Here is a 21387-nt window from a genome sequence, read left to right as displayed (position 1 = left end):
GCAGATCAATGAGTGTACTGACGAGTAATATTTCCACCGGAGCATCGGTCGCCCCGACCGGAAACCGCCCCATAAGGCGCCTATGCTGCGTGCAACAAGGCAGCCCAGAAAAGACGATGCAGTAGGAGAGCCGGCGTGAGCTTGAGGATCGTTGTCTGTGTGAAGTACGTGCCCGACGCCACCGGCGACCGGCACTTCGCCGATGACCTGACCCTGGACCGTGACGACGTCGACGGTCTGCTGTCGGAGCTGGACGAGTACGCGGTCGAGCAGGCGCTGCAGATCGCCGACGAGGCGGACGACGCGGAGATCACCGTGCTGACGGTGGGTCCCGAGGATGCCAAGGACGCGTTGCGCAAGGCGCTGTCGATGGGTGCCGACAAGGCTGTCCACGTCGAGGACGACGACCTGCACGGCACGGACGTCATCGGTACCTCGCTGGTGCTGGCCAAGGCGATCGAGAAGACCGGTTACGACCTGGTCATCTGCGGTATGGCGTCGACGGACGGCACGATGGGTGTGCTGCCGGCGCTGCTCGCGGAGCGGCTCTCCGTCCCGCAGGTCACGCTGCTCTCCGAGGTTTCCGTCGAGGACGGCACCGTCAAGGGCCGCCGTGACGGCGACAGCGCGTCCGAGCAGCTTCAGGCTTCCCTGCCGGCGGTGGTGTCGGTGACCGACCAGTCGGGTGAGGCGCGTTACCCGTCGTTCAAGGGCATCATGGCGGCGAAGAAGAAGCCGGTTCAGTCCCTGGATCTCGGGGATCTGGACATCGAGGCGGACGAGGTCGGTCTGGGGGGTTCCTGGAGCGCGGTGGATTCCGCGGCGGAGCGTCCGGCCCGCACCGCGGGCACGATCGTCAAGGACGAGGGCGAGGGCGGCAAGCAGCTGGCCGAGTTCCTTGCGGGCCAGAAGTTCATCTAGCCGCCCCCTTGCGGGCCAGGAGCTGATTCCGGGCCCCGGCTGTTCTCTGTTCACCGCCCCCGCCTCTTTCGCACGCAGGAGATTGAAGTCCCATGGCTGAAGTTCTCGTCTATGTCGACCACGTGGACGGTGCCGTCCGCAAGCCCACGCTGGAGCTGCTGACGCTCGCCCGCCGCATCGGCGAGCCGGTCGCCGTCGTGCTGGGCAACGGTGCGGCGGACACCGCCGGTGTGCTCGCCGAGCACGGTGCGGTCAAGGTCCTGACCGCGGACGCCCCGGAGTTCGCCGACTACCTCGTCGTCCCGAAGGTCGACGCGCTGCAGGCCGCCTACGACGCGGTGTCGCCGGCCGCGGTGCTGCTGCCCTCCTCCGCGGAGACCAAGGAGATCGCGGCCCGTCTCGCGGTCCGTATCGGTTCCGGCATCATCACCGACGCCGTCGACCTGGAAGCCGGCGACCAGGGCCCGGTCGCCACCCAGTCCGCGTTCGCCGCCTCGTACACCACCAAGTCCCGTGTCTCCAAGGGCACCCCGGTCATCACGGTCAAGCCGAACTCGGCCCCCGTCGAGCCGGCCGCCGGTGCGGGCACCGTCGAGGCCCTGAGTGTGTCCTTCTCCGCGACCGCCACCGGCACCAAGGTCCTCTCGCGCACCCCGCGTGAGTCGACCGGCCGCCCCGAGCTGACCGAGGCCGCGATCGTCGTCTCCGGCGGCCGCGGCGTCAACGGCGCCGAGAACTTCGCGGTCATCGAGGCACTCGCCGACTCCCTCGGCGCGGCCGTCGGCGCGTCCCGTGCCGCGGTCGACGCCGGCTGGTACCCGCACACCAACCAGGTCGGCCAGACCGGCAAGTCCGTCTCCCCGCAGCTCTACATCGCCTCCGGCATCTCCGGCGCGATCCAGCACCGGGCCGGCATGCAGACCTCCAAGACGATCGTCGCGATCAACAAGGACTCCGAAGCCCCGATCTTCGACCTCGTCGACTACGGCGTCGTCGGCGACCTCTTCAACGTCGTCCCCCAGCTCACCGACGAGGTCAAGACCCGCAAGGGCTGAGCCGCCACAAGCAGTACCTGTGCGACGGTCCGGGGCCGCGCGGTGTTCTTCACCGCGCGGCCCCGGACCGTTTCCGATCACCATTGACGCAAGGGCGGACGGACTTATAACTTCACTATGCGGATGAGTATTTCCGGGAAGCGGAAATTGCGAGAGTGTGGAGGGTACGGTCATGGGCCAGCAGGAGAAGGTGGCAACGAGCCTCGCCGACACGGTGGGTGAGGAGATCAGCGCCTCCCTCGCGGCGGTGGACGCCGAACTCGCCCGCCGCTACCCGGGAGACCCGGGCACGCGCCAGCCGGTCCACACCGTGTACGTCCCCGCCGACACCTTCACCGTCGGCACCATCCGGTCCTGGGGCGACCAGGCGCTGAAGGCCCTCGACGAACACGCCCCCGACGCCGCCGCACTCGCTGGGGTCCTGGGCATCCCGCAGGAGCTCGCGGAGCCCGTCCACGACCGCGTACGCGCCAAGCTGGAGCGCGAGCCCGTGGAGGACCTGCGCATCGACTTCGAGGACGGCTACGGGCCCCGCCCGGACGCGGAGGAGGACGAGGCCGCCGCCCGCGTGGCCCGGCTGGTGTCCGAGGCGTACGGGAACGGGACCGCGGCCCCGTACATGGGCATCCGCATGAAGTGCATGGAAGCCGGGGTGCGCGACCGCGGCATCCGCACCACGGATATCTTCCTCACCGGTCTGATGCGGGCAGGCGGCCTCCCCGACGGGCTCGTACTGACGCTGCCCAAGGTGACGTACCCCGAACAGGTCACCGCCTTCGTGAGCCTGCTCGAAGCCTTCGAGCAGGCTCACGGGCTGCCCGCGGGCCGTCTCGGTTTCGAGATCCAGATCGAGACGAGCCAGTCCATCCTCGCCGCGGACGGCACCGCGGCCGTGGCCCGCATGATCGACGCCGCGCGGGGCCGTGCGACGGGACTGCACTACGGCACCTTCGACTACAGCGCCTGCGTCGGTGTCAGCCCCGCCTACCAGGCGAGCGACCACCCGGCCGCCGATCACGCCAAGGCCGTCATGCAGGTGGCCGCCGCGGGCACCGGCGTGCGCGTGTGCGACGGGTCCACCAATGTGCTCCCCGTCGGCCCCGCCCACCAGGTCCACGAGGCCTGGCGCCTCCACTACGGCCTCACCCGGCGCGCTCTGGCCCGCGCCTACTACCAGGGCTGGGACATGCACCCGGGACACCTGCCGACCCGCTACGCGGCCGTGTACGCCTTCTACCGGGAGGGTCTCGCGCAGGCCGCGTCCCGCCTCGCCGCGTATGTCGCCAAGGCGGGCGGCGACGTCATGGACGAGCCGGCCACCGCGAAGGCGCTCAGCGGCTATCTGCTGCGCGGTATCGACTGCGGCGCCCTGGACACCGCGGAGGTGGCCCGGCTCACCGGCCTCACCCGCGCGGACCTGGACGCCTTCGCCTCTCCCCGGCGCGGCGGGCTGACGGTCACGACGCCCTAGCCGAGGGCGCCGTACGCACGCTTCAGGCGGGCGGCAGTTCGCCCGAGCCGCGGGGGATGAGCCTCGTCGGGAGCTCCACCCGCACCGGGGGGTGGTCGGCTCCGTCGAGGCGGCGGAAGAGGTGTTCCGCGGCGGTCCGGCCCACCGCCGCGGCGTCCTGGGAGATCACCGTGATGCCGAGCAGGTCGGCGAGCTCGATGTCGTCGAAGCCGACCAGGGCGATCCGCCGTTCGTACTCCGCGAGGACACGAACGGCGGTGACCGTCACGCGGTTGTTGCCCGCGAAGAGGGCGGTGACCGGTTCGGGGCCCGAGAGCATGGTCCGGGCGGCTGCCGCGACCCGCTCCGGATCGGTGGATCCGAGGGAGACCCAGGAGTCCTCGACCGTGATTCCGGCGTCGGTCATGGCCGCGTGGTAACCGCGCAGCCGCTCCGTCGCGGTGTGGATGCGCGGCTGGTCCCCGATGAAGCCGATCCTGCGATGGCCGTGCGCGAGGAGGTGGCCGACGCCTTCGCGTGCGCCGCCGAAGCTGTCCGAAAGGACCATGTCGGCATCGACCCGGCCCGCCGGGCGGTCCACGAACACGGTGGCGATACCCGCCTGTATCTCGGGCTCCAGGTAGCGGTGGTCGTCACCGGCCGGAATCACGATGAGGCCGTCGACGCGACGGGCGCAGAGCGCGAGCACCAGCTCCTGCTCGCGCTCCGGGTCCTCGGCGCTGGAGCCGTTGATCAGCAGCGCGCCGTGGGCGCGCGCCACTTCCTCCACCGCGCGGCTCAGGGGGCCGTAGAACGGGTCGGCGAGATCCTCCAGGACGAGGCCGATGGAGGCAGTGCGGCCCTTGCGCAGCACACGCGCGCTGTCGTTGCGGCGGAAACCGAGGGCCTCGATCGCCTCCTGGACGCGGCGCTCCGTGTCGGGGGTGACGCCGGGTTCGCTGTTCACCACCCGGGATACCGTCTTGAGGCCCACTCCGGCACGGGCCGCCACATCCTTCATCGTGGGCCGATTGCCGTAGCGGGACTCGGAATGACGGGTGGTCTCGGCCACGGTGCGCTGTCCTGTCGTCGGGTGCGGGAGGTTCCGGCGGCGCCCCACGGGCGGTGCTGGGAAGGGCTCGGAGCCTGTGGCGTCGAGCATAGGCCCTGGACAACGTTGTCAACAGTATGGAGACTATGCAGACCACGTACGGAAGTCGCAGGTCCGCACCTTTCCCCGCTCCTCACCCATCCGGAGAGACCACACCGATGCATACCGACCTCGTCGCAGCGCTCGACATCGGCGGCACCAAGATCGCCGGCGCGTTGGTGGACGGCGGCGGAACCCTTCTCCTGCGGGCGCAGCGGCCTACACCCGCACGTGAGGACGCCGAGACGGTCATGGGCGCCGTGAGCGAGGTCCTGTCCGAGCTCAGGGCCTCCACGCTGTGGAACAGGGTGAGGGTGGCCGGAATCGGCAGCGCAGGGCCCGTCGACGCCTCGGCCGGCACGGTCAGCCCCGTCAACGTGCCGGCATGGCGGGGTTTCCCGCTGGTGGAGCGGGTCAGTGCGGAAACGGGCGGCCTTTCCGTCGCGCTGGTCGGCGACGGTGTCGCGATGACAGCGGCCGAGCACTGGCTGGGGGCGGCCCGCGGCTACGACAACGCGCTCTGCATGGTCGTCTCCACAGGCGTCGGTGGCGGCCTCGTGCTGGGCGGAAAACTGCACCCGGGCCCCTCGGGCAACGCCGGACACATCGGTCACATCAGCGTCGACCTGGACGGCGACCTCTGCCCGTGCGGTGCGCGCGGCTGCGTCGAACGCCTCGCCAGCGGACCGAACATCGCGCGCCGCGCCCTGGAGAACGGCTGGCTCCCCGGCCCGGACGGCGATGCCACGGCAGCCGCGGTGGCCGCCGCCGCGCGGGCCGGCGACCCGGTCGCCGTCGCCTCGTTCGAGCGGGCCGCCCAGGCGCTGGCCGCCGGAATCGCCGCCACCGCCACGCTGGCCGAGATCGACATCGCGGTGATCGGCGGGGGAGTGGCGGGCGCGGGTGAGGTGCTCTTCGCGCCGCTGCGCCGGTACCTGCGCGACTACGCCACCCTGTCCTTCGTCCGGCAGTTGACGGTCGCCCCCGCGGTGATGGGCACCGACGCAGGGCTGGTGGGCGCGGCAGCCGCCGCGTCCGCGGTCCGTCCCGGAGGAGCGAACGGGGTACGGGTCGTCGTCGCCCAGTAGCGGCCCGCCGGACCGGGCGCCCCGCGCCGGGCTCAACAGCCCCGGTCCGTCGCCTGCTGCGGAACGACCACCAGGAACGTGTCCTGCTCCAGGTCCATCACGACCTCGGCGGCCATGCCCTCACAGCGTCGGGCGGCCGCGAACTCCTCGGCGGGCCAGCTGCCCCGTGGTCCCCCCGCGGGAAACCGCTCAAGTACCGTACGACGCACCGCGCACCCCCTCGTCGTTGCCGTGCTGACCGCTCCAACGACGTCCGGCGGTCCGCCGTTACGGTCGCGCCGGCGGCCGGGCTCGTACAGTGGGACGCCCTCCGACAGGCGCCGGTTGCCGTCTCCGTGCAACAGCGTCGCCCGGGCGGGTTTCCGCAGCGGGGTGTTGCGGGCAAGCCACAGGGGGCTACGGAAGAGGGGGACCCGTGATCGTCTGGATCAACGGTGCGTTCAGTGCGGGCAAAACGAGCGCCGCGTGCGAACTGATCGATCTGATCCCGAACAGCACCTTCTACGACCCCGAACTGATCGGCGGGGGACTGCGCCACCTGCTGCCCCAGAAGAAGCTCGCAGAAGTGACCGATTTCCAGGACCTGGCGATATGGCGCCGTCTGGTGGTCGACACGGCCGCCGCTCTGCTCGCCGAGCTCTCCGGGGTGCTCGTGGTGCCCATGACACTGCTGAGACAGGAGTACCGCGACGAGATCTTCGGTGGACTCGCCGCCCGGCGCATCCCGGTGCGTCATGTACTGCTCTCACCTGAGGAAACGATCCTGCGGAGACGGATCGCCGGCCGGGAGGAGTTCGCGGACGACCCCGAGCACAGCGAGCGGATCCGGCAGTGGGCCTACGAGCACATCGAGCCCTACCGGGCGGCGCTCGAGTGGATCACCTCGGACGCCCACACGATCGACACCAGCGCCCTCACCCCGTACGAGACGGCCGAGCGCATAGCCGAGGCCGTACGCACCGGGGACGCCCGTGAGTGCGAGATCGTGCAAACCCCCGAACCGCGTGCGGAAACCGTCGCCTCCGGGGTCCTGCTCTTCGACGAACAGGACCGGTTCCTGCTCGTCGACCCGACCTACAAGCCGGGCTGGGAGTTCCCCGGCGGGGTGGTGGAGCCGGGTGAGGCCCCGGCGGAGGCCGGGATACGGGAAGTCGCCGAGGAGCTCGGGCTCCGCCTCGGCACCGTACCCAAGCTCCTGGTGGTCGACTGGGAGGCGCCCAGACCCCCCGGATACGGAGGGCTGCGCTTCCTGTTCGACGGCGGGCGTCTGAGCGGCGAGGACGCCGCGCAGCTCCTGCTGCCCGGTTCGGAACTGCGCGGCTGGCGCTTCGTCACCGAGGAGGAAGCGGCCGTCATGCTCCCGCCCACCCGCTTCGAGCGGCTGCGCTGGGCGCTGAGGGCCCGCGAACGGTCGACCGTGCTCAACCTGGAGGCCGGTGTGCCGGTGGGCCGATAGGCCTCTCGGCCCACCGGCAGCGTCACCGCTCGGGAGGCCGTCGCCCGGACATCCGCTCCGGGCGACGGGTGCGCGAAGGCGCGTTCCCTCAGGCCTTCTTCGACTCCGCGTAGTTGCGCAGGAACAGCGCCTCGGCGACGGAGAGGCGCTCGAGCTCCTGAGGGGACACGCTCTCGTTCACCGCGTGGATCTGGGCCTCGGGTTCGCTCAGCCCGATCAGCAGGATCTCCGCCTCGGGGTACAGCCCCGCCAGGGTGTTGCAGAGCGGGATCGAGCCGCCCATGCCGGACGACTGCATCTCCTCGCCGGGGTAGGCGGCCCGCATGGCCTGCGCCATGGAGGTGTACGCCGGGCTGGTGATGTCGGCGCGGAACGCCTGTCCCTGGCCGACCAGTTCGACAGAGACCCGCGCGCCCCACGGTGCGTGCGACTCGAGATGGGCGGTCAGCAGCTTCGTCGCCTCCGCCGCGTCCTGGCCCGGGGGCACCCGCAGGCTGACCTGAGCCCGCGCGCTCGCCTGCAGCGACGGTGTGGCACCCACCACCGGCGGGCAGTCGATGCCGATGACGGTCACCGCGGGCCGGGCCCAGATCCGGTCGGCGACCGAACCGGTACCGATCAGTTCCACGCCGTCGAGCACCTTGGCGTCCTTGCGGAACTCACCCTCCGGGTACTGCAGTCCGTCCCATTCGGCGTCCGACGTCAGCCCGTCGACCGTCGTGGTGCCGTCCTCGGCGCGCAGCGAGGCCAGCAGCTGGATCAGCGCGGCCAGCGCGTCCGGGGCCGCGCCGCCGAACTGCCCGGAGTGCAGGTTCCCTTCGAGGGTGTCCACCTGCACCCGCAGCATGGTCATACCCCGCAGCGTCGAGGTGACGGTGGGCAGACCGACCCGGAAGTTCCCGGTGTCACCGATGACGATCGTGTCGGCGGCGAGCAGTTCCGGGTGTGCCTCGGCGTACTGTTCGAGGCCTCCCGTCCCCTGCTCCTCCGAGCCCTCCGCGATCACCTTGACGGAGACCGGCACGCCCCCGTTCGCCTTGAGGGCGCGCAGCGCTAGCAGATGCATGATGAAGCCGCCCTTGCAGTCCGCGGCGCCCCGGCCGAACCAGCGGCCGTCACGTTCGGTCAGCTCGAACGGAGGGGAGATCCAGGCGGACTCGTCCAGGGGCGGCTGGACGTCGTAGTGCGCGTAGAGCAGCACGGTCGGCGCGCCGGCCGGTCCGGGCAGGAAGCCGTACACGGAGCGGGTTCCGTCCGGGGTGTCGAGCAGGGCGACGTCCTGGAAGTCCTCTGCCCGCAGCGCGTCGGCGACCCAGTCGGCCGCGGCGTCGCACTCACTCTTCGGGAACTGCGCGGGGTCCGCCACCGACCGGAAAGCCACCAGCTCGGTCAGCTCCGCCTTGGCGCGGGGCATCAGTGCGGCAACGGTCTCGGAAATCGGACGGGCGGTCATGGGCACGCTCCTGGTGGGTGCGACGTTAGGTCTGTGACGCGGTGTGTGCGCCACGGTGGGCGACGCCGTGGGTGCGACGTTGCGTGTACGACGAAATCATGGCTGATCCTCCCACAGCGGGGCTCGGCCGCAACGCGCCGTAGGATGCCGTGAGCAGCTGGGGCCACTGGTCGGGATCGGGAGCAGAAGCACATCGTGAGCAGCGAGAACGCAGAGGCCGGACGTGAGCCGGAAGAGTCGTCGTCGGTATGGGACGTCGTCGTGGTCGGTGCGGGTCCGGCCGGAGCTTCCGCGGCGTATGCGGCAGCCGTCGCAGGCCGTCGGGTGCTGTTGCTGGAGAAGGCGGAGATTCCCCGCTACAAGACGTGCGGCGGCGGGATCATCGGATTCTCCCGGGATGCCCTCCCTCCGGGGTTCGAACTGCCCCTGAGGGACCGTGTGTACGCGGTGACCTTCTCGCTCAACGGGAAGCTGTCGCGCACCCGCAGGTCCAAGCGCATGCTCTTCGGGCTGATCAACCGTCCGGAGTTCGACGCCGGTCTGGTCGAGGAGGCGCAGAAGGCGGGCGCCGAGCTGCGTACCGGTACGGCGGTGACGCGGGTGGAGCAGCACGGCCCCGCGGTGCCCGACCGGCGCACGGTGGCCGTGGTGCTGTCCGACGGGGAGACGGTTCTCGCGCGGGCGGTCGTCGGTGCGGACGGCAGCGCGGGCCGCATAGGAGCGCACGTCGGGGTGAAGCTCGACCAGGTGGACCTCGGCCTCGAGGCGGAGATCCCGGTCCCGGAGACGGTCGCGGAGGACTGGGCCGGGCGGGTGCTCATCGACTGGGGCCCGATGCCGGGAAGTTACGGCTGGGTCTTCCCGAAGGGCGACACGCTGACGGTCGGGGTGATCTCGGCGCGCGGCGACGGAGCGGGGACCAAGCGGTATCTGGAGGACTTCATCGGGCGGCTGGGGCTCGCCGGGTTCGAGCCGAAGATCTCCTCCGGTCACCTGACCCGCTGCCGCAGCGACGATTCGCCTCTCTCCCGCGGCAGGGTGGTGGTCTGCGGCGACGCGGCCGGCCTGCTCGAACCGTGGACCAGGGAAGGTATCTCGTTCGCCCTTCGGTCCGGACGGCTCGCCGGTGAGTGGGCGGTCCGGATCGCAGAGGCGCACGACGCGGTCGACGCCAGGCGCCAGGCCCTCAACTACGCGTTCGCGATCAAGGCGGGTCTGGGCGTCGAGATGGGCGTCGGCCGGCGCATGCTCAAGCTGTTCGAGCGGCGCCCGGGAGTCCTCCACGCGGTGCTGACGGGATTCCGCCCGGCCTGGACCGCGTTCGCCGGGGTCGCCCGGGGGACGACGTCGCTGGCCGAGCTGGTGCGTTCGCACCCGATGGCACAGCGGGCGCTGTCGGCGATGGACCGCAGGGAGCTCCGGGAACAGGCGGCGTCGGTCTCCGAGGATTCCGCGGTTCGCTGAGGTCTCCCGTTCACGGAGGGCCTCGGCTCCCTGAGGTGCTTCCCGTCGCAGGGGTGCGGCGCCCTCGGCTCGCTGAGGGTGCCTCAGCCGGGTCTGCCGCCCACGCCCGGCCCTGAGGCGTCTCCGCCCTCGTCGCCTCAGCCCTCGACCGTGATCCGGAAGACCGGGTGGTCGGGGGCGATACGGCGCAGCTCCTCGGCGGACGAGTCCGGGCCGACGCCGTTGAAGAACACGCCGACCTCCGCCTTCCAGCGCTTGAGGTAGGCGCGCAGCAGGTCGGGCTTCTCGTCGTCGGGAACCTCGGTGGCGGTGAACGCCGTGCTCTTCTTCCCGAGGTGGAGCTCGCCGCCGCCCGCCGCACGCATGTTGTGCGTCCACTGGACGTGGCCACGGGGTGCGACCAGGTACTGCTGCCCGTCCACGGTCAGGAGGTTGACCGGGGTACGGCGCCACTCGCCGCTCTTGCGGCCACGGACCGCCAGGACACGGGATCCCCAGACGCTGATGCCGCGCCGGGTGATCCATGCGACCGTCCGGTTGAGGACGTTCACCGTGAACCAGCCGGGCTTCTGAACGTGTGCGGACATGAGATCCCCTTCGCAAGCGTGAGCACTGCTCTCTCTTGAGATCAGTGTGCACGCAATTAGTGCTCAAAAGCAAGAGCACTGCTCTCGTTATTGGTCAGTGCTCCGTTCCGTGTCAGAATGAGGCCATGAGCACCATCCGAGGAGCCAGGGAACGAGCTCGCATCGAGGTCACCGCAGCCATCAAGGACGAGGCGAGGAGACAGCTTGCCGCAGACGGCGCGGCGAAGCTCTCCCTCCGCTCCGTCGCACGCGAACTGGGCATGGTCTCCTCCGCGCTCTACCGCTACTTCCCCAGCCGCGACGATCTCCTCACCGCGCTCATCGTCGACGCGTACGGCGCGGTCGGCGAGACCGCCGAGGCGGCTCGCGCGACGCCCGGCGGCTCCACCGGACCGCACACCGCCCGCTGGACCACCGTCGCCTGCGCCGTACGGGAGTGGGCTCTTGCCCATCCTCACGAGTACGCACTGATCTACGGATCGCCCGTCCCCGGCTACACCGCCCCGCAGGACACGATCGGCCCCGCGTCGCGCGTGGGCCTCGTCCTCATCGGGCTCGTCCGTGAAGCCTTCCTCAGTGATGGTCTGGCCGTTCCTCCGCTGGCCGGCGAGCTGCGCCCCGAGGCCGAACGCATGGCTGCCGACCTCGCCCCCGACCTCCCGCCCGGCGTCGTCGCCGCGCTCGTCCCGGCGTGGGCTCAGCTCTTCGGCCTGATCTCCTTCGAGGTCTTCGGCCAGTTCAACCGGGTCGTCGAGGCGCGGGACCTGCTGTTCCGCCGCGGCGCCCACGACCTCGCCCGCTCGGTGGGCCTCCTGGACGGCCGGGCCACCGCCACCGACCGGGCGGGCGGAGCGGCGTCCTGACCGGTACGCCGCTGCAGGGCCTGGAGGGCGGACCACGCAAAGGACCCCGCAAAGGGCCCCGCGAAGGGCCCCGCAAAGCACCCGGCCCGCCCGGACGAGGTACTCCACAGGGAGTAGGCGTGATCGCCACGCCCGGCTGACGCCCGGCAGGGGGCCGTCCGTCTAGCGTTGCCGGTATGGACGAGCAGCGAGCGCACAGAAGCGCGGCCCCCCGCAGGGGACCGGGCGGCCCCTGGGGCGAGGGGCCGCCGCGGTGGCTTTCCGTAGTGCGGGCACGGTACGCCGCCCGGCTGCCGTGGCCGTCGACCGTGGCGCTCGGTGTGTTCGTGATGGCGGGCACCAACTTCGCGGCGCAGGGCCAGGACCGTCAACCGGTCGACCTCCTCGCGCGGCTGCTGCTGCTGGCGGCCGTCGCCGTACTGCTCGTGCGGCACCGGCACCCGGTGGTGGCCGTCGCCGGGACGTCGGCGGCGACACTCGTCTACCTCGGGCTGGGGTATCCCTACGGCCCGGTGTTCCTCGCCGTCGCCGTGGGCTGCTTCAGCGCGATCGTCTCGGGGCACCGCAAGGCCGCCTGGTGGTCGCTCGGCACGTTGTGGGCGGGCCATGTGCTGATGTCGCACTGGCTGTACCGGTGGCTGCCGCCGGACGGGGACGACTCCGCCCCCTGGGGGCAGGAGGCGCTCGTCGCCGCCTGGGTGGTGGCGATCGTCGCTGCCGCGGAGCTGCTGCGGGTACGCCGTGAGCAGTGGGCCGCGGCCAGGGCGGAGCGCGAGGCGGCCGAGAAGCGGCGGGCCGACGAGGAGAGGCTGCGCATGGCCCGCGAACTCCACGACGTCCTCGCCCACAGCATTTCCGTCATCAACGTCCAGGCCGGTGTCGGACTCGCGCTGCTCGACTCGGATCCGGAACAGGCCCGCACCGCTCTCACCACCATCAAGTCCGCGAGCAAGGAGGCGCTGGGCGAGGTCCGTCAGGTACTCGACAACCTCCGCGCCCCGGGCGACGCCCCCCGCGCCCCTGCCCCGGGTCTGGACCGGCTCCCCGAACTCGTCGACCAGGCAGCCGCTGCGGGCCTCACCGTCACGGTCGAGACGGACGGGGCGCCGGGCCAGGTGCCGCCCGGCACCGATCTCGCGGCCTTCCGCATCGTGCAGGAGGCGCTCACGAACGTGGTGCGGCACTCCGGATCGCGCAGTGCCGAGGTCAGGATCGCGTACGGGAACGAGGGCATCCGGCTCCGTATCGACGACGAGGGACCCGCGACCGGCGGCGACGCAGGAGGCAGCGGCAACGGTCTTGTCGGCATGCGGGAGCGTGCCGCCGCGCTCGGTGGCACGATCGTCGCGGGGCCACGGCCCGACGGGGGCTTCCGTGTGCGGGCCCAGTTCCCGCTGCCGTCGGACTCACGGGATCCGGCCCGACCCACGGAGGAGGCATCGTGATCCGCGTACTGCTGGCCGACGACCAACTGCTCGTCCGGGCAGGCTTCCGGGCCCTGTTGGACGCCCAGCCCGACATCGAGGTGGCGGGAGAGGCGGCCGACGGCGCGGAAGCGGTGCGCCTCGTACGCGAACTACGGCCCGACACGGTGCTCATGGACATCCGCATGCCGCATCTGGACGGCCTCGCGGCGACGCGCGCCATCACCGGCGACCCCGCGCTGCACGAGGTGAAGGTGGTCATGCTCACCACCTTCGAGCTGGACGAGTACGTGTTCGAGGCAATCCGTTCCGGGGCCTCCGGCTTTCTGGTCAAGGACACCGAACCCGAGGAACTGCTGCGCGCGGTACGGGCTGTGGTGGGCGGCGACGCCCTCCTCTCGCCCGGAGTGACGCGCCGTCTGATCGCCGAATTCGCGGCCCGCTCCAAGGAGCCCGCGGCAGCGACGGCCCTGGACGAACTGACCGAGCGGGAACGGGAGGTGATGGCCCTCGTCGGAATAGGGCTCTCCAACGAGGAGATCGCCCGCAGGCTCGTCGTCAGTCCGCTGACCGCCAAGACGCATGTGAGCCGCGCGATGGTGAAGCTGGGCGCCCGTGACCGGGCCCAGCTCGTCGTGCTCGCCTACGAGTCGGGGCTCGTACGGCCCGGTTGGCTCGGCTGAGAGGACGACACGCGCTGCTCGTGCGGCGCCCGCGGAAAGCGCCACAGCACGTGCACCACGCGGACGACGAAGGCAAGGGAGCCGAGCGCGGCGCCGATGCGGAACAGGACGCGCTCACCCGTGGACGTCAGATCGAGGAACAGGGCAGGGAGGAAGATCCCGGCGAACGTGGCCGCGGCCACCAGGGCTCCGCTCACCAGCGCGTAGCCGATCTCGACCGTCATCGCGTCCCGGTCCGCCTGAGTGCGTCGCCCCATGTCCGAAGTGTCACAGGAGCGGTGGCCGGCGGCAAGGAGCCCTGCGGCCACCGCTCCCAGAATTCCATGCGCGTGCATATAATTCCGATGCAGCGACCACCCAGTGCTCTGCTAGCGTGCGGACATGGCAGCGAACACGTCCGACCGAGTGCTCGTCGACGAGTGGCGGGCTCTTCTCGCGCTGCACGCCAGGACCCTCTCCGAGCTCGATCGCGTCCTTCACCAGTACGGCCTGGGAGCCAGCGACTTCGAGGTGCTGGACGTCCTCGCGGAGAGCGCGGCCGACGACGGCGGAGCCGCCTACCGCGTACAGGAACTCGCCTCCCGGGTCCATCTCAGCCAGAGTGCGCTGTCCCGGCTGGTCGCCCGGCTGGAGAAGGACGGGCTGGTCTGCCGTGGGATGTGCAGCGAGGACCGTCGCGGTGTACGGGTCGAGCTGACGGAGAAGGGCCGGACCCTCCACACGCAGGTCAGGCCGCTGCAGCGCGCGGTGCTCGCCCGGATGCTGGGCGAGCACCGGGGCTGAGCGGGACCGTCCGGTCCGGGGCGGCCGGAGCGCTCACGACCAGTTGACTCCGGAGTTCCCGGTCCACAGCGCGGCGACCTCTTTGTCCCCGCTCGCCACGAGGGACGGGAGCGGCAGCCGGTTCCACAGGGCCAGACAGAGTTCCGAGGCGGTTCCCCTCACCTCGCAGTCGGCCTGCTCCGCCTCCGCGGCGGCGCCCCGGACCGTCTGCGGCGGTTCGGCGGACAGCCGTACGGTCCACACCGCGTCCGCGTCCAGCGCACGCAGCCGCATGGTGCGGGGTGTGCCGGTACGCACCCGGCTCTTGGGGCGGGCGTGGAAACCGGTCAGCAGTTCGTCGATGCCGTCGACGGCGTAGGGCGCCGACACCGGTGTCAGTGCCCCGCCCCGCGCCGACTCGGCGTCCACCCGGTGGATCCTGGTCTCGTGCGCCTGCCTGCGCGCCCAGAACGCCAGCGGGGACGGTGCGGGCAGGAAGGCCCAGCAGTCGAGGTCGTCGGGCGCGGTTCTCAGTGCTTCCACCAGCAGAGCGTGCCCGTCCGTGAACCAGGCGAGCAACTCGTCGCCGTCCAGATCGGGCTCGCCGCCGTCCGGGACGTACGTCCGGTGGCCCTCGGTCACGAACGCCGTCGCCCAGCGGTGCACCATGCCGGTGTGTCTCAGCAGGTCGCGCACCTGCCAGCCGGGGCAGGTCGGTACCGGTGCCTCCGGGCCCGCCTCGCCGGCGGCCTTGGCCAGCAGACGGCCATCATCGGCGAGGGACGCGATGTGCTCGGTTATCTCCACGGCCGAGATTGTGCCAGGTGGGTCAGGCGCCCTGGGGGTGGACGGAGCGGCTCCGGCCGCCACGGCGGACCAGTCGTGCGAACCAGCCGAGGGCGCAGGCCTGCACGAGGACGGACACGATCAGGGCAAGGTAGACGAACCAGGCCGGACCGCCCGTGTCGGTGCCGGCCATGGAGCCGCCGACGAGGAAGGCGAAGACCGTCGGCGCCGCGAGGAAGAACAACCAGACCCCGGCGAACGAAGCATCCTCGTGGGTCACGAACAGTGTGTCCACCGCCACGAAGACCGTGGCCGCGAGGACGAGACCCAGGTAGATCCGTGACGTCGTGTTGCCGAAGGTCAGTCGTGCCAGTGTGCGTAGCTGCCGCTTGGTCATCAGCTGGTGGCTCATGTCCGCTCCCCGTGGTCGGTTGATGTCTCCATCCTCCGCCGGGGAAGCCGTCAACGCCTGAGTACGCCTACTCAATCGCTCATGTGTGCGTTTGCGCGGCGTGCGCCGAAGCCCAGCAGCGCCGCGGTCGCGGCGAGCACCGTCACCGTCGTGAGCGCCACGGGCAGGGAGAACCAGTCGGCCAGGAAGCCGATCACCGGCGGTCCCAGCAGCATCCCGCCGTAGCCGAGCGTCGAGGCGGCAGCCACTCCGCTGGGACCGGCCAGCGCGCCCGCCCGGCCGACCGCGACGGGGAAGATGTTGGCCAGGCCGAGGCCGGTCACGGCGAATCCGAGCAGGGCGAGCCAGAGTGTGGGGGCGAGGGCCCCGAGCAGCATCCCCGCCGCGGCCGTCGTCCCGCCGACCACCAGGGTGCGGGTCTGCCCGAACCGTTCGAGGAGCGTGGTGCCGGTGAGCCGGCCGATGGCCATGGTCAGGGCGAACAGGGAGTAACCGGCGGCCGCGGGCCCCGGGTTCGCGTGCAGGTCCTGTGTGAGGTGCAGCGCGCCCCACTCGGCCAGCGCGCCCTCGCCGTACGCCGTGCAGAGCGCGATGACGCCGAAGAGGATGACGATCCGGCGGGCCCGGCCGTCCATACGCCGCGGGCGCTCCCGTGTGCCGGAGGTCCCCTTCGGGGCGGTGACGGCGGTTGCCGGGCGGTGGCGCAGCAGTACCGGGCCGGTGACGGCTGTGACGAGCAGCCCGATCCCGGTGAGGGCGAACAGGTGCGTCGAGGGCGACAGGTCACCCGCGACCAGCCCTCCGAGCCCGGCGCCGGCCATGCCGCCGAGGCTGAAAGCGGCGTGGAAACTCGGCATCACCGGGCGGCGCATGGCGGTGACCAGATCGACGGCCGCGCTGTTCGCCGCCACGTTCATGCCGCCGTAAGCGGCTCCGAACAGCAGCAGGACCAGCCCCAGAGCGAGGACCGAATGCGTCTGCGCGGGAAGGGCGATGCTCAGGGAGAGCAGCACACCGCAGACCACGGTGACGGCATGGCTTCCGTAGCGCCGGCAGAGCCTGCCGGTGAGCATCATGGTGATCACCGCACCCGCGGAGACTCCCAGCAGGGCGAGTCCGAGAGTGGAGGGGGAGGCTCCGGTCTGGTGCTTGATGGCCGGGATACGGACCACCCAGCCGGCGAAGAGGAACCCGTCGAGGGCGAAGAACACGGTCAGCGCGGTACGGAGGCGGGCCGACGGGGGTGGGGCGGTGTCTCCGCCAATTCCCCCCGGTAGGGCCGTCCGCAGTTTGTTTAGTTGCGGCACAAACTCAGCATAGGGCCGCGCGGACGCCGTACGCAACATGGCGAAGCCCGTGACGGTCCGGTGAACGATGTGGGGCGTACGGGCGTCGGCGACGGCTCCGGATCATGGGAGACTCGCCCCCATGAACGGGAAGTCGACCACCACCCGGCAGAAGTTGGAGAGAGGCCGCAGCGCCCTGGGACCCGCACTGGAGCTGGTCCACACAGGCCGCGCGCCCACGCGTGCCGTGCTGACGTCCGAACTCGGTGTCACCCGCGCCACCGCGGGAGCGGTGGCCGCTGAACTGGAGGCGCTCGGGCTGATCCGGGTCGACTCCAGCCCCGGCTCCGCCGCCGGTTCGCAGGGCCGCCCCTCGCACCGGCTGGCCGTCAGGGACAGCGGGCCGGTCGCACTCGCCGCACAGGTCCACTCCGACGGCTTCCGTGCCGCGCTCGTCGGGCTCGGTGGCAGGATCGTCGCCACCGCACCCGGCTGCGTCGCGGTCATGGCCGATCCCGCCCAGGTCCTCGGCGAGGTCGTCGAAGCCGGTGCCCGGCTGCTCCGGGACAGCGGACTGCGCTGCGTCGGAGCCGGCCTCGCCGTACCCTCCGCCGTCGCCGAACCCGAGGGCACCGCCCTCAACCCGCTGCACATCGCCTGGCCCGCGGGTGCCCCCGTCCGGGAGATCTTCACCGCCTGCGTGCGCGCGGCCGGTATCACCGGACCGGCGTTCACCGGCAACGACGTCAACCTCACCGCCCTCGCCGAGCACCGGCACGGCGCAGGACGCGGCGCCCAGCACCTGCTCTGCGTGGCCACCGGACACCGAGGCGTGGGCGGTGCGCTCGTCCTGGACGGGCGCCTGCACAGCGGGAGTTCGGGACTCGCCCTGGAAGTGGGACATCTCACGGTGAACCCCGAGGGGCGGCCCTGCCACTGCGGCGGACGCGGCTGCCTGGACGTCGAGACGGACCCCCTCGCCTTCCTCACCGCGGCACGCCGCGAACCCGGCCCCGAGGAGTCGCTCCTCAAACAGGCAGGCGACCTGCTGCGCACGGAGTACGCCGACCCCTGTGTACGGACCGCGGCGGAGGAGCTGATCGACCGGCTCGGCCTGGGCCTTGCCGGGCTCGTCAACATCCTCAACCCCGACCGCATCATCCTCGGCGGACTGCACCGCGACCTCCTGGAAGCCGACCCCGAACGGCTCCGTGCGGTCGTCGCCGACCGCAGCCTGTGGGGGCGCAGCGGCAGCGTGCCGATCCTGTCCTGCACGTTGGCCCACAACAGCCTTGTGGGCGCCGCCGAGCTGGCCTGGCAACCCGTGCTCGACGACCCGCTGGCCGCACTCGCCTGATCAGGGACGGGGGCCCTCCGGAGCGGTGGCCGGGACGGAGTGCACCAGGTCCTTTCCGCGGGCCTGCTCCAGCCCGTTGCGGACCCGGGTCACCACTGCCTGTCCCGCCCCAGCCGGTCGCGCTCCGGCGCCGACACGTGCAGCACCTCGAAGCGGTCACCGGGGGCCGCGCCGGGCTCCTCTTCCCAGAGGGTGAAGTGGAGCAGCTCCCAGCGGCGCGGATCCACGGCCAGCGCCGTGGCGACGACCCCGGCAGACGCGGCCAGCAGCCGGGCCTCCTCCAACGCGGCCTCGACCGCCTTGGCGGGCCGGACCGTGTCCGCGACCGGCACCCGGCGGCGGACCGCGGCACGGGCGGGGGCGTCCGCGGCCGGCCCGTCCAGGTACGCGAGTCCCGTCCAGTGCTGCACCTCGGGGCGGCCGAAGTCATCGACGATGCCCTGGAAACCCGGGCCCCAGAGAAAGGAGTTCATGCCTTCGGGTGCCGACCACAGATACAGCGGTGCGTACTGGTTGACCGGTGACGCCTCGCCGCGTTCCCGGATCAGGTACGCCTTGAGGCCGAGGCCCGGGAACGCGTCGAGGAGGTGCCCCCTCGTCGCGACACGTCTGCGAATGGTCTCCATGTCGTAGTCGGTAGGCAGGGTGATCTCGTACTGCATGGCGTGCATCGGAACTCCTCGGGCAGGGAACCGTCTTCGCGGTTCAGGCCGACGGGGTGCGTGCGGTGAGCAGGGAGAGCAGCCCCGTGACCGCCGAGTCGAAGGCGGCGGTCGAACCGGATGCGCGAGCCAGGACGTAACCGCCCTGGACGGTCGCCACGACGGCCGCTGCGATCTCGTCCGCAACGAGACCCGGTGTGAACTCGCCCTTGTCCAGGCCCTCCTGGACGATCTCGGTGAGCCGGTCCCGCAGCCAGGCCAGTGTCTCGTCCACCGGTGCGCGCAGTTCGTCGCTCGCCATGACATCCGGATCCATCGTCAACCGCCCCACCGGGCAGCCCCGCAGTACCTCGCGCTCGCGCAGCAGGTAGCGGGAGATCCGCGCGTACGCCGGTCCGGGGCCGTCCAGCACGCGCCCCGCGGCCTCCCGCATCTGCGCCGCGGTGCGGTCGATGGCCGCGAGCGCCAGATCGGGCTTGCCGGCGAAGTGGTGGTACATGCTGCCCTGGCCCGCACCCGCCCGTTGCTGGATGGCCTTGGGGCTGGTGCCCACGTAGCCGCGCTCCCAGAGGAGCTCCTGGGTGGCCTCGATCAGACGGTCCGGAGTGCTCATCGCTCCACTGTACATACCAGTAGGTACAACCGAGAAGCAGCCGGGGCCGATGCGGGGAGCAGACGCGTGGGCGCTGCGTGCTCCCACGGTGGTACGCGCACTGCCGCCGGCCGTACGACGCCCTGGCCCCCCTCCCGGAGACAGGCTCGTAAGCGACAGAAGAACGCGAACGAACCCCCTGACCGAGGGAGCTGACCGAGATGAACACCCTGGCCCACTCCGGCGGACCCGGACCCTGGATCCTCCTCTTCCCGATCCTCTGGGCGGCCGTCGTCATCGGCGTCGTCACCCTGCTGCGCCGCACCGTCCGGCGTGGCCGCCGCGGCCCGTGGGAGTCCCACGGCGTCCGCCGGGGCGTCACCGGCGAGCACTCGCCGATCGACCTCCTCGGCAAAAGGTTCGCCGCAGGTGAGATCGACGAGGACGAGTACTGGCGCCGCCTCTCCGTCCTGGACGAGCCCTACGGACGCTTCGACAAGGACGGACCTTCCTGACCGCCGTCGACACCACCGCCCATAGCACCGCAGCCGCCCAGGAAGGCAACGGCCGTCACCGGCGACGCCTCGACCGCCGGGAACCGGGACATGAACTCCGGCGCGTTCCTGAGCCGGTTCACCCAGGCTCCCGCTGGTGTTCTGCTCACGCCGGTCTACGCGCCGCCGGCCCTCGCCGTGCTGATCGCGATGCCGGGCATCACCGACACCCTGACTCCGACGTTCCGTGAACGCGCAAGGGAACTGGGCCTGTTGCGGGCGGTCGGCCAGAGCCCGAACGATCACGCCGGGGGAGCGGCGTACTCGGACCCTGCCCGGTCAGCCGACGACGGCCGACCGGGCCCGGGTCTGTGCGGTGGGCTCCACGAGGGTGTCCCGTCCGGAGCCGAAGGGACCGTCGGTCGTCGACCCGTACACCGGGAGAGGAGACAGTACGGTGGCGAAGGACGGGGCCGGAAGGGTGAACCAGACGACCTTGCCCGTGTCGTCGGTCGGTCGTACACCCCAGCTCTCGCTGACGGCGGCGATCATCGCCAGTCCGCGCCCCGAAGTGGCGGACGAATCGGCATCGCACACGGTCGGCAGCCGTGGGTCGTGGTCGTGGACGGAAACCGTGAGACGGTCGAGCAGCAGCTCGATCTCGACGGTGCACGATTTGTCCGGCTGTGCATGCCGGTGGACATTGGTCAGCAGTTCGGTGACGCCGAGCGCTGCCTGGTCGATCAGAGGATCGAGATGCCAGTAGCGCAATTGCGCCGAAATGATTCTGCGGACCTGACCGATCCGCGACGGCAGGGCCTGGAGCTCCACCGCGCAGTGCCTGCTTGGCTCGCTGATCACGGCTGCGACTCCCCGAAATAGGTCCGGAAGAAGACGAAGGAACGGATCCAGCAGTGTGGCTCGCTGCTGTTTCTGGTCTGGTCGTGCGTGGTCCGCCCTGCGGCACCCGGCGGAGCGGCTTGCGCGGTCACCGCCGGTACACCATCAGTGACGTGTTAACAGCGTGACTCAGGGGGTTGGGGTCCGCAACTCGCGGTGTCCGTACGGAACCGTTGTGTCAGGTCCGCCGCCCGCCCGCGCGGCGCAGCGCCTCCAGGAACCTGCGCACCGGAGCGGCCCCGCCGGGCCTGCGGTTGCGCTGCCCCATGGTCAGTCGGTAGCGCACCCCGTTGACCCGCGCGACCGCGGAGTCCGCCGCCAGGAACCATCGTTTGCCCGCGCGCACTGTGGTCACCGGGGCGCTGTCGATCTCCCGGCCGTTACTGGTCAGCAGCGCCAGCCGGCCGTCCTTGACGACGACCTGACCGGCCAGGGTCAGGGAACGGGTCCACCGCTCGATCCTGACTCCACTCGCACTGAACTCTGCCTCGGACATGGCGACTTCGCCCCCCTTGTACCGGCTTCTGCTGGGAAGTCTGCCC

Annotated in this window: 24 protein-coding genes; 12 read left to right on the top strand and 12 right to left on the bottom strand. The window is 71.2% G+C overall.

Annotated elements, in window-relative coordinates; genetic code table 11:
- The first annotated feature begins 135 nt into the window (after positions 1-135).
- From ACFW9O_RS18155 to ACFW9O_RS18145, 3 genes are all read left to right on the top strand, one after another.
- Positions 136-921: an electron transfer flavoprotein subunit beta/FixA family protein gene (locus tag ACFW9O_RS18155; RefSeq protein WP_384610462.1), complete on the top strand. Its 786-nt coding sequence runs from the start codon at positions 136-138 to the stop codon at positions 919-921.
- A gap of 92 nt (positions 922-1013) precedes the next feature.
- A complete protein-coding gene (locus ACFW9O_RS18150; protein WP_384610461.1) occupies positions 1014-1976 on the top strand; it encodes an electron transfer flavoprotein subunit alpha/FixB family protein in 963 nt (320 codons plus the stop codon).
- A 172-nt stretch (positions 1977-2148) separates the two neighbouring features.
- A complete protein-coding gene (locus tag ACFW9O_RS18145) occupies positions 2149-3447 on the top strand; it encodes a DUF6986 family protein (protein WP_384610459.1) in 1299 nt (432 codons plus the stop codon).
- A 22-nt stretch (positions 3448-3469) separates the two neighbouring features.
- Here the strand turns inward: ACFW9O_RS18145 and ACFW9O_RS18140 are convergent, their stop codons facing one another.
- The gene (locus ACFW9O_RS18140; RefSeq protein WP_384610457.1) at positions 3470-4498 is read right to left on the bottom strand and encodes a LacI family DNA-binding transcriptional regulator; all 1029 of its coding nucleotides are present in this window, start codon (positions 4496-4498) and stop codon (positions 3470-3472) included.
- A 197-nt stretch (positions 4499-4695) separates the two neighbouring features.
- Between ACFW9O_RS18140 and ACFW9O_RS18135 the strand changes: the two genes are divergently transcribed.
- Entirely contained in the window at positions 4696-5664 is a 969-nt protein-coding gene (locus tag ACFW9O_RS18135; protein WP_384610456.1) for an ROK family protein, read from the top strand.
- 32 nt (positions 5665-5696) lie between these two features.
- Here ACFW9O_RS18135 and ACFW9O_RS18130 read toward each other — a convergent pair whose 3' ends face one another.
- Complete coding sequence (locus tag ACFW9O_RS18130; protein ID WP_351181931.1) at positions 5697-5873, bottom strand: hypothetical protein; 177 nt, start codon at positions 5871-5873, stop codon at positions 5697-5699.
- Between the two features lie 206 nt (positions 5874-6079).
- On the opposite strand from ACFW9O_RS18130, the gene ACFW9O_RS18125 reads away from it, so the two are divergent.
- Complete coding sequence (locus tag ACFW9O_RS18125) at positions 6080-7120, top strand: NUDIX domain-containing protein (RefSeq protein WP_384610454.1); 1041 nt, start codon at positions 6080-6082, stop codon at positions 7118-7120.
- 88 nt (positions 7121-7208) lie between these two features.
- Here ACFW9O_RS18125 and ACFW9O_RS18120 read toward each other — a convergent pair whose 3' ends face one another.
- Positions 7209-8573: a dipeptidase gene (locus ACFW9O_RS18120; protein ID WP_384610452.1), complete on the bottom strand. Its 1365-nt coding sequence runs from the start codon at positions 8571-8573 to the stop codon at positions 7209-7211.
- Positions 8574-8768: 195 nt separating this feature from the next.
- On the opposite strand from ACFW9O_RS18120, the gene ACFW9O_RS18115 reads away from it, so the two are divergent.
- Positions 8769-10037 (top strand): geranylgeranyl reductase family protein, encoded by a 1269-nt coding sequence (locus tag ACFW9O_RS18115; protein ID WP_351181430.1) that lies wholly within the window; start codon positions 8769-8771, stop codon positions 10035-10037.
- A gap of 137 nt (positions 10038-10174) precedes the next feature.
- On the opposite strand, the gene ACFW9O_RS18110 is transcribed toward ACFW9O_RS18115, so the two are convergent.
- Positions 10175-10624, bottom strand: coding sequence for a nitroreductase family deazaflavin-dependent oxidoreductase (locus ACFW9O_RS18110; RefSeq protein WP_351181433.1), 450 nt, complete (start codon positions 10622-10624; stop codon positions 10175-10177).
- Positions 10625-10749: 125 nt separating this feature from the next.
- Between ACFW9O_RS18110 and ACFW9O_RS18105 the strand changes: the two genes are divergently transcribed.
- The 3 genes from ACFW9O_RS18105 to ACFW9O_RS18095 all read left to right on the top strand — a co-directional run bounded on the left by ACFW9O_RS18105 (position 10750) and on the right by ACFW9O_RS18095 (position 13594).
- The gene (locus ACFW9O_RS18105) at positions 10750-11487 is read left to right on the top strand and encodes a TetR/AcrR family transcriptional regulator (protein WP_384610449.1); all 738 of its coding nucleotides are present in this window, start codon (positions 10750-10752) and stop codon (positions 11485-11487) included.
- Between the two features lie 176 nt (positions 11488-11663).
- Positions 11664-12932, top strand: a complete 1269-nt coding sequence (locus ACFW9O_RS18100) for a sensor histidine kinase (protein ID WP_384610447.1) — start codon at positions 11664-11666, stop codon at positions 12930-12932.
- Positions 12929-13594, top strand: coding sequence for a response regulator transcription factor (locus ACFW9O_RS18095; protein WP_351181442.1), 666 nt, complete (start codon positions 12929-12931; stop codon positions 13592-13594). The genes ACFW9O_RS18100 and ACFW9O_RS18095 overlap by 4 nt, the downstream gene beginning before the upstream one ends.
- Here the strand turns inward: ACFW9O_RS18095 and ACFW9O_RS18090 are convergent.
- Complete coding sequence (locus tag ACFW9O_RS18090; RefSeq protein WP_384610445.1) at positions 13555-13851, bottom strand: DUF6332 family protein; 297 nt, start codon at positions 13849-13851, stop codon at positions 13555-13557. The two genes, ACFW9O_RS18095 and ACFW9O_RS18090, sit on opposite strands and share 40 nt — an antisense overlap.
- A gap of 124 nt (positions 13852-13975) precedes the next feature.
- Between ACFW9O_RS18090 and ACFW9O_RS18085 the strand changes: the two genes are divergently transcribed.
- Positions 13976-14377, top strand: coding sequence for a MarR family winged helix-turn-helix transcriptional regulator (locus ACFW9O_RS18085; protein WP_384610443.1), 402 nt, complete (start codon positions 13976-13978; stop codon positions 14375-14377).
- 33 nt (positions 14378-14410) lie between these two features.
- Here ACFW9O_RS18085 and ACFW9O_RS18080 read toward each other — a convergent pair whose 3' ends face one another.
- From ACFW9O_RS18080 to ACFW9O_RS18070, 3 genes are all read right to left on the bottom strand, one after another.
- On the bottom strand, positions 14411-15163 hold the full coding sequence (locus tag ACFW9O_RS18080; protein WP_384610442.1) for a maleylpyruvate isomerase family mycothiol-dependent enzyme: 753 nt from the start codon (positions 15161-15163) through the stop codon (positions 14411-14413).
- A gap of 22 nt (positions 15164-15185) precedes the next feature.
- On the bottom strand, positions 15186-15554 hold the full coding sequence (locus ACFW9O_RS18075; RefSeq protein WP_384610440.1) for an SCO4225 family membrane protein: 369 nt from the start codon (positions 15552-15554) through the stop codon (positions 15186-15188).
- Positions 15555-15625: 71 nt separating this feature from the next.
- Positions 15626-16861: an MFS transporter gene (locus ACFW9O_RS18070; protein WP_384610438.1), complete on the bottom strand. Its 1236-nt coding sequence runs from the start codon at positions 16859-16861 to the stop codon at positions 15626-15628.
- A gap of 121 nt (positions 16862-16982) precedes the next feature.
- Here ACFW9O_RS18070 and ACFW9O_RS18065 point away from each other — a divergent pair, with 121 nt between their 5' ends.
- Complete coding sequence (locus tag ACFW9O_RS18065) at positions 16983-18197, top strand: ROK family protein (RefSeq protein ID WP_329213751.1); 1215 nt, start codon at positions 16983-16985, stop codon at positions 18195-18197.
- An 89-nt stretch (positions 18198-18286) separates the two neighbouring features.
- On the opposite strand, the gene ACFW9O_RS18060 is transcribed toward ACFW9O_RS18065, so the two are convergent.
- A complete protein-coding gene (locus ACFW9O_RS18060) occupies positions 18287-18868 on the bottom strand; it encodes a DUF4865 family protein (RefSeq protein ID WP_384610437.1) in 582 nt (193 codons plus the stop codon).
- A gap of 34 nt (positions 18869-18902) precedes the next feature.
- On the bottom strand, positions 18903-19472 hold the full coding sequence (locus ACFW9O_RS18055; protein ID WP_384610435.1) for a TetR/AcrR family transcriptional regulator: 570 nt from the start codon (positions 19470-19472) through the stop codon (positions 18903-18905).
- A gap of 200 nt (positions 19473-19672) precedes the next feature.
- Between ACFW9O_RS18055 and ACFW9O_RS18050 the strand changes: the two genes are divergently transcribed.
- On the top strand, positions 19673-19966 hold the full coding sequence (locus ACFW9O_RS18050; RefSeq protein WP_384610433.1) for an SHOCT domain-containing protein: 294 nt from the start codon (positions 19673-19675) through the stop codon (positions 19964-19966).
- Between the two features lie 318 nt (positions 19967-20284).
- Here the strand turns inward: ACFW9O_RS18050 and ACFW9O_RS18045 are convergent, their stop codons facing one another.
- Together ACFW9O_RS18045 and ACFW9O_RS18040 are read right to left on the bottom strand one after the other, a co-directional pair.
- Entirely contained in the window at positions 20285-20806 is a 522-nt protein-coding gene (locus ACFW9O_RS18045) for an ATP-binding protein (protein WP_351176548.1), read from the bottom strand.
- Between the two features lie 217 nt (positions 20807-21023).
- The gene (locus tag ACFW9O_RS18040) at positions 21024-21341 is read right to left on the bottom strand and encodes a hypothetical protein (RefSeq protein WP_351176551.1); all 318 of its coding nucleotides are present in this window, start codon (positions 21339-21341) and stop codon (positions 21024-21026) included.
- Positions 21342-21387 lie beyond the last annotated feature (46 nt).

Origin of the sequence: Streptomyces sp. NPDC059499, assembly GCF_042749285.1 — a bacterium.
Classification (GTDB): domain Bacteria; phylum Actinomycetota; class Actinomycetes; order Streptomycetales; family Streptomycetaceae; genus Streptomyces.
This window is presented reverse-complemented; position numbering and strand designations above follow the sequence as displayed.

Bases quoted from the DNA above. Each gene is read 5' to 3' on its own strand.
- ACFW9O_RS18150 (WP_384610461.1), top strand. From the start codon at position 1,014: ATGGCTGAAGTTCTCGTCTATGTCGACCACGTGGACGGTGCCGTCCGC.
- ACFW9O_RS18145 (WP_384610459.1), top strand. From the start codon at position 2,149: ATGGGCCAGCAGGAGAAGGTGGCAACGAGCCTCGCCGACACGGTGGGT.
- ACFW9O_RS18135 (WP_384610456.1), top strand. From the start codon at position 4,696: ATGCATACCGACCTCGTCGCAGCGCTCGACATCGGCGGCACCAAGATC.
- ACFW9O_RS18120 (WP_384610452.1), bottom strand. From the start codon at position 8,573: ATGACCGCCCGTCCGATTTCCGAGACCGTTGCCGCACTGATGCCCCGC.
- ACFW9O_RS18110 (WP_351181433.1), bottom strand. From the start codon at position 10,624: ATGTCCGCACACGTTCAGAAGCCCGGCTGGTTCACGGTGAACGTCCTC.
- ACFW9O_RS18105 (WP_384610449.1), top strand. From the start codon at position 10,750: ATGAGCACCATCCGAGGAGCCAGGGAACGAGCTCGCATCGAGGTCACC.
- ACFW9O_RS18100 (WP_384610447.1), top strand. From the start codon at position 11,664: ATGGACGAGCAGCGAGCGCACAGAAGCGCGGCCCCCCGCAGGGGACCG.
- ACFW9O_RS18090 (WP_384610445.1), bottom strand. From the start codon at position 13,851: ATGGGGCGACGCACTCAGGCGGACCGGGACGCGATGACGGTCGAGATC.
- ACFW9O_RS18085 (WP_384610443.1), top strand. From the start codon at position 13,976: ATGGCAGCGAACACGTCCGACCGAGTGCTCGTCGACGAGTGGCGGGCT.
- ACFW9O_RS18075 (WP_384610440.1), bottom strand. From the start codon at position 15,554: ATGAGCCACCAGCTGATGACCAAGCGGCAGCTACGCACACTGGCACGA.
- ACFW9O_RS18065 (WP_329213751.1), top strand. From the start codon at position 16,983: ATGAACGGGAAGTCGACCACCACCCGGCAGAAGTTGGAGAGAGGCCGC.
- ACFW9O_RS18060 (WP_384610437.1), bottom strand. From the start codon at position 18,868: ATGCACGCCATGCAGTACGAGATCACCCTGCCTACCGACTACGACATG.
- ACFW9O_RS18055 (WP_384610435.1), bottom strand. From the start codon at position 19,472: ATGAGCACTCCGGACCGTCTGATCGAGGCCACCCAGGAGCTCCTCTGG.
- ACFW9O_RS18050 (WP_384610433.1), top strand. From the start codon at position 19,673: ATGAACACCCTGGCCCACTCCGGCGGACCCGGACCCTGGATCCTCCTC.
- ACFW9O_RS18040 (WP_351176551.1), bottom strand. From the start codon at position 21,341: ATGTCCGAGGCAGAGTTCAGTGCGAGTGGAGTCAGGATCGAGCGGTGG.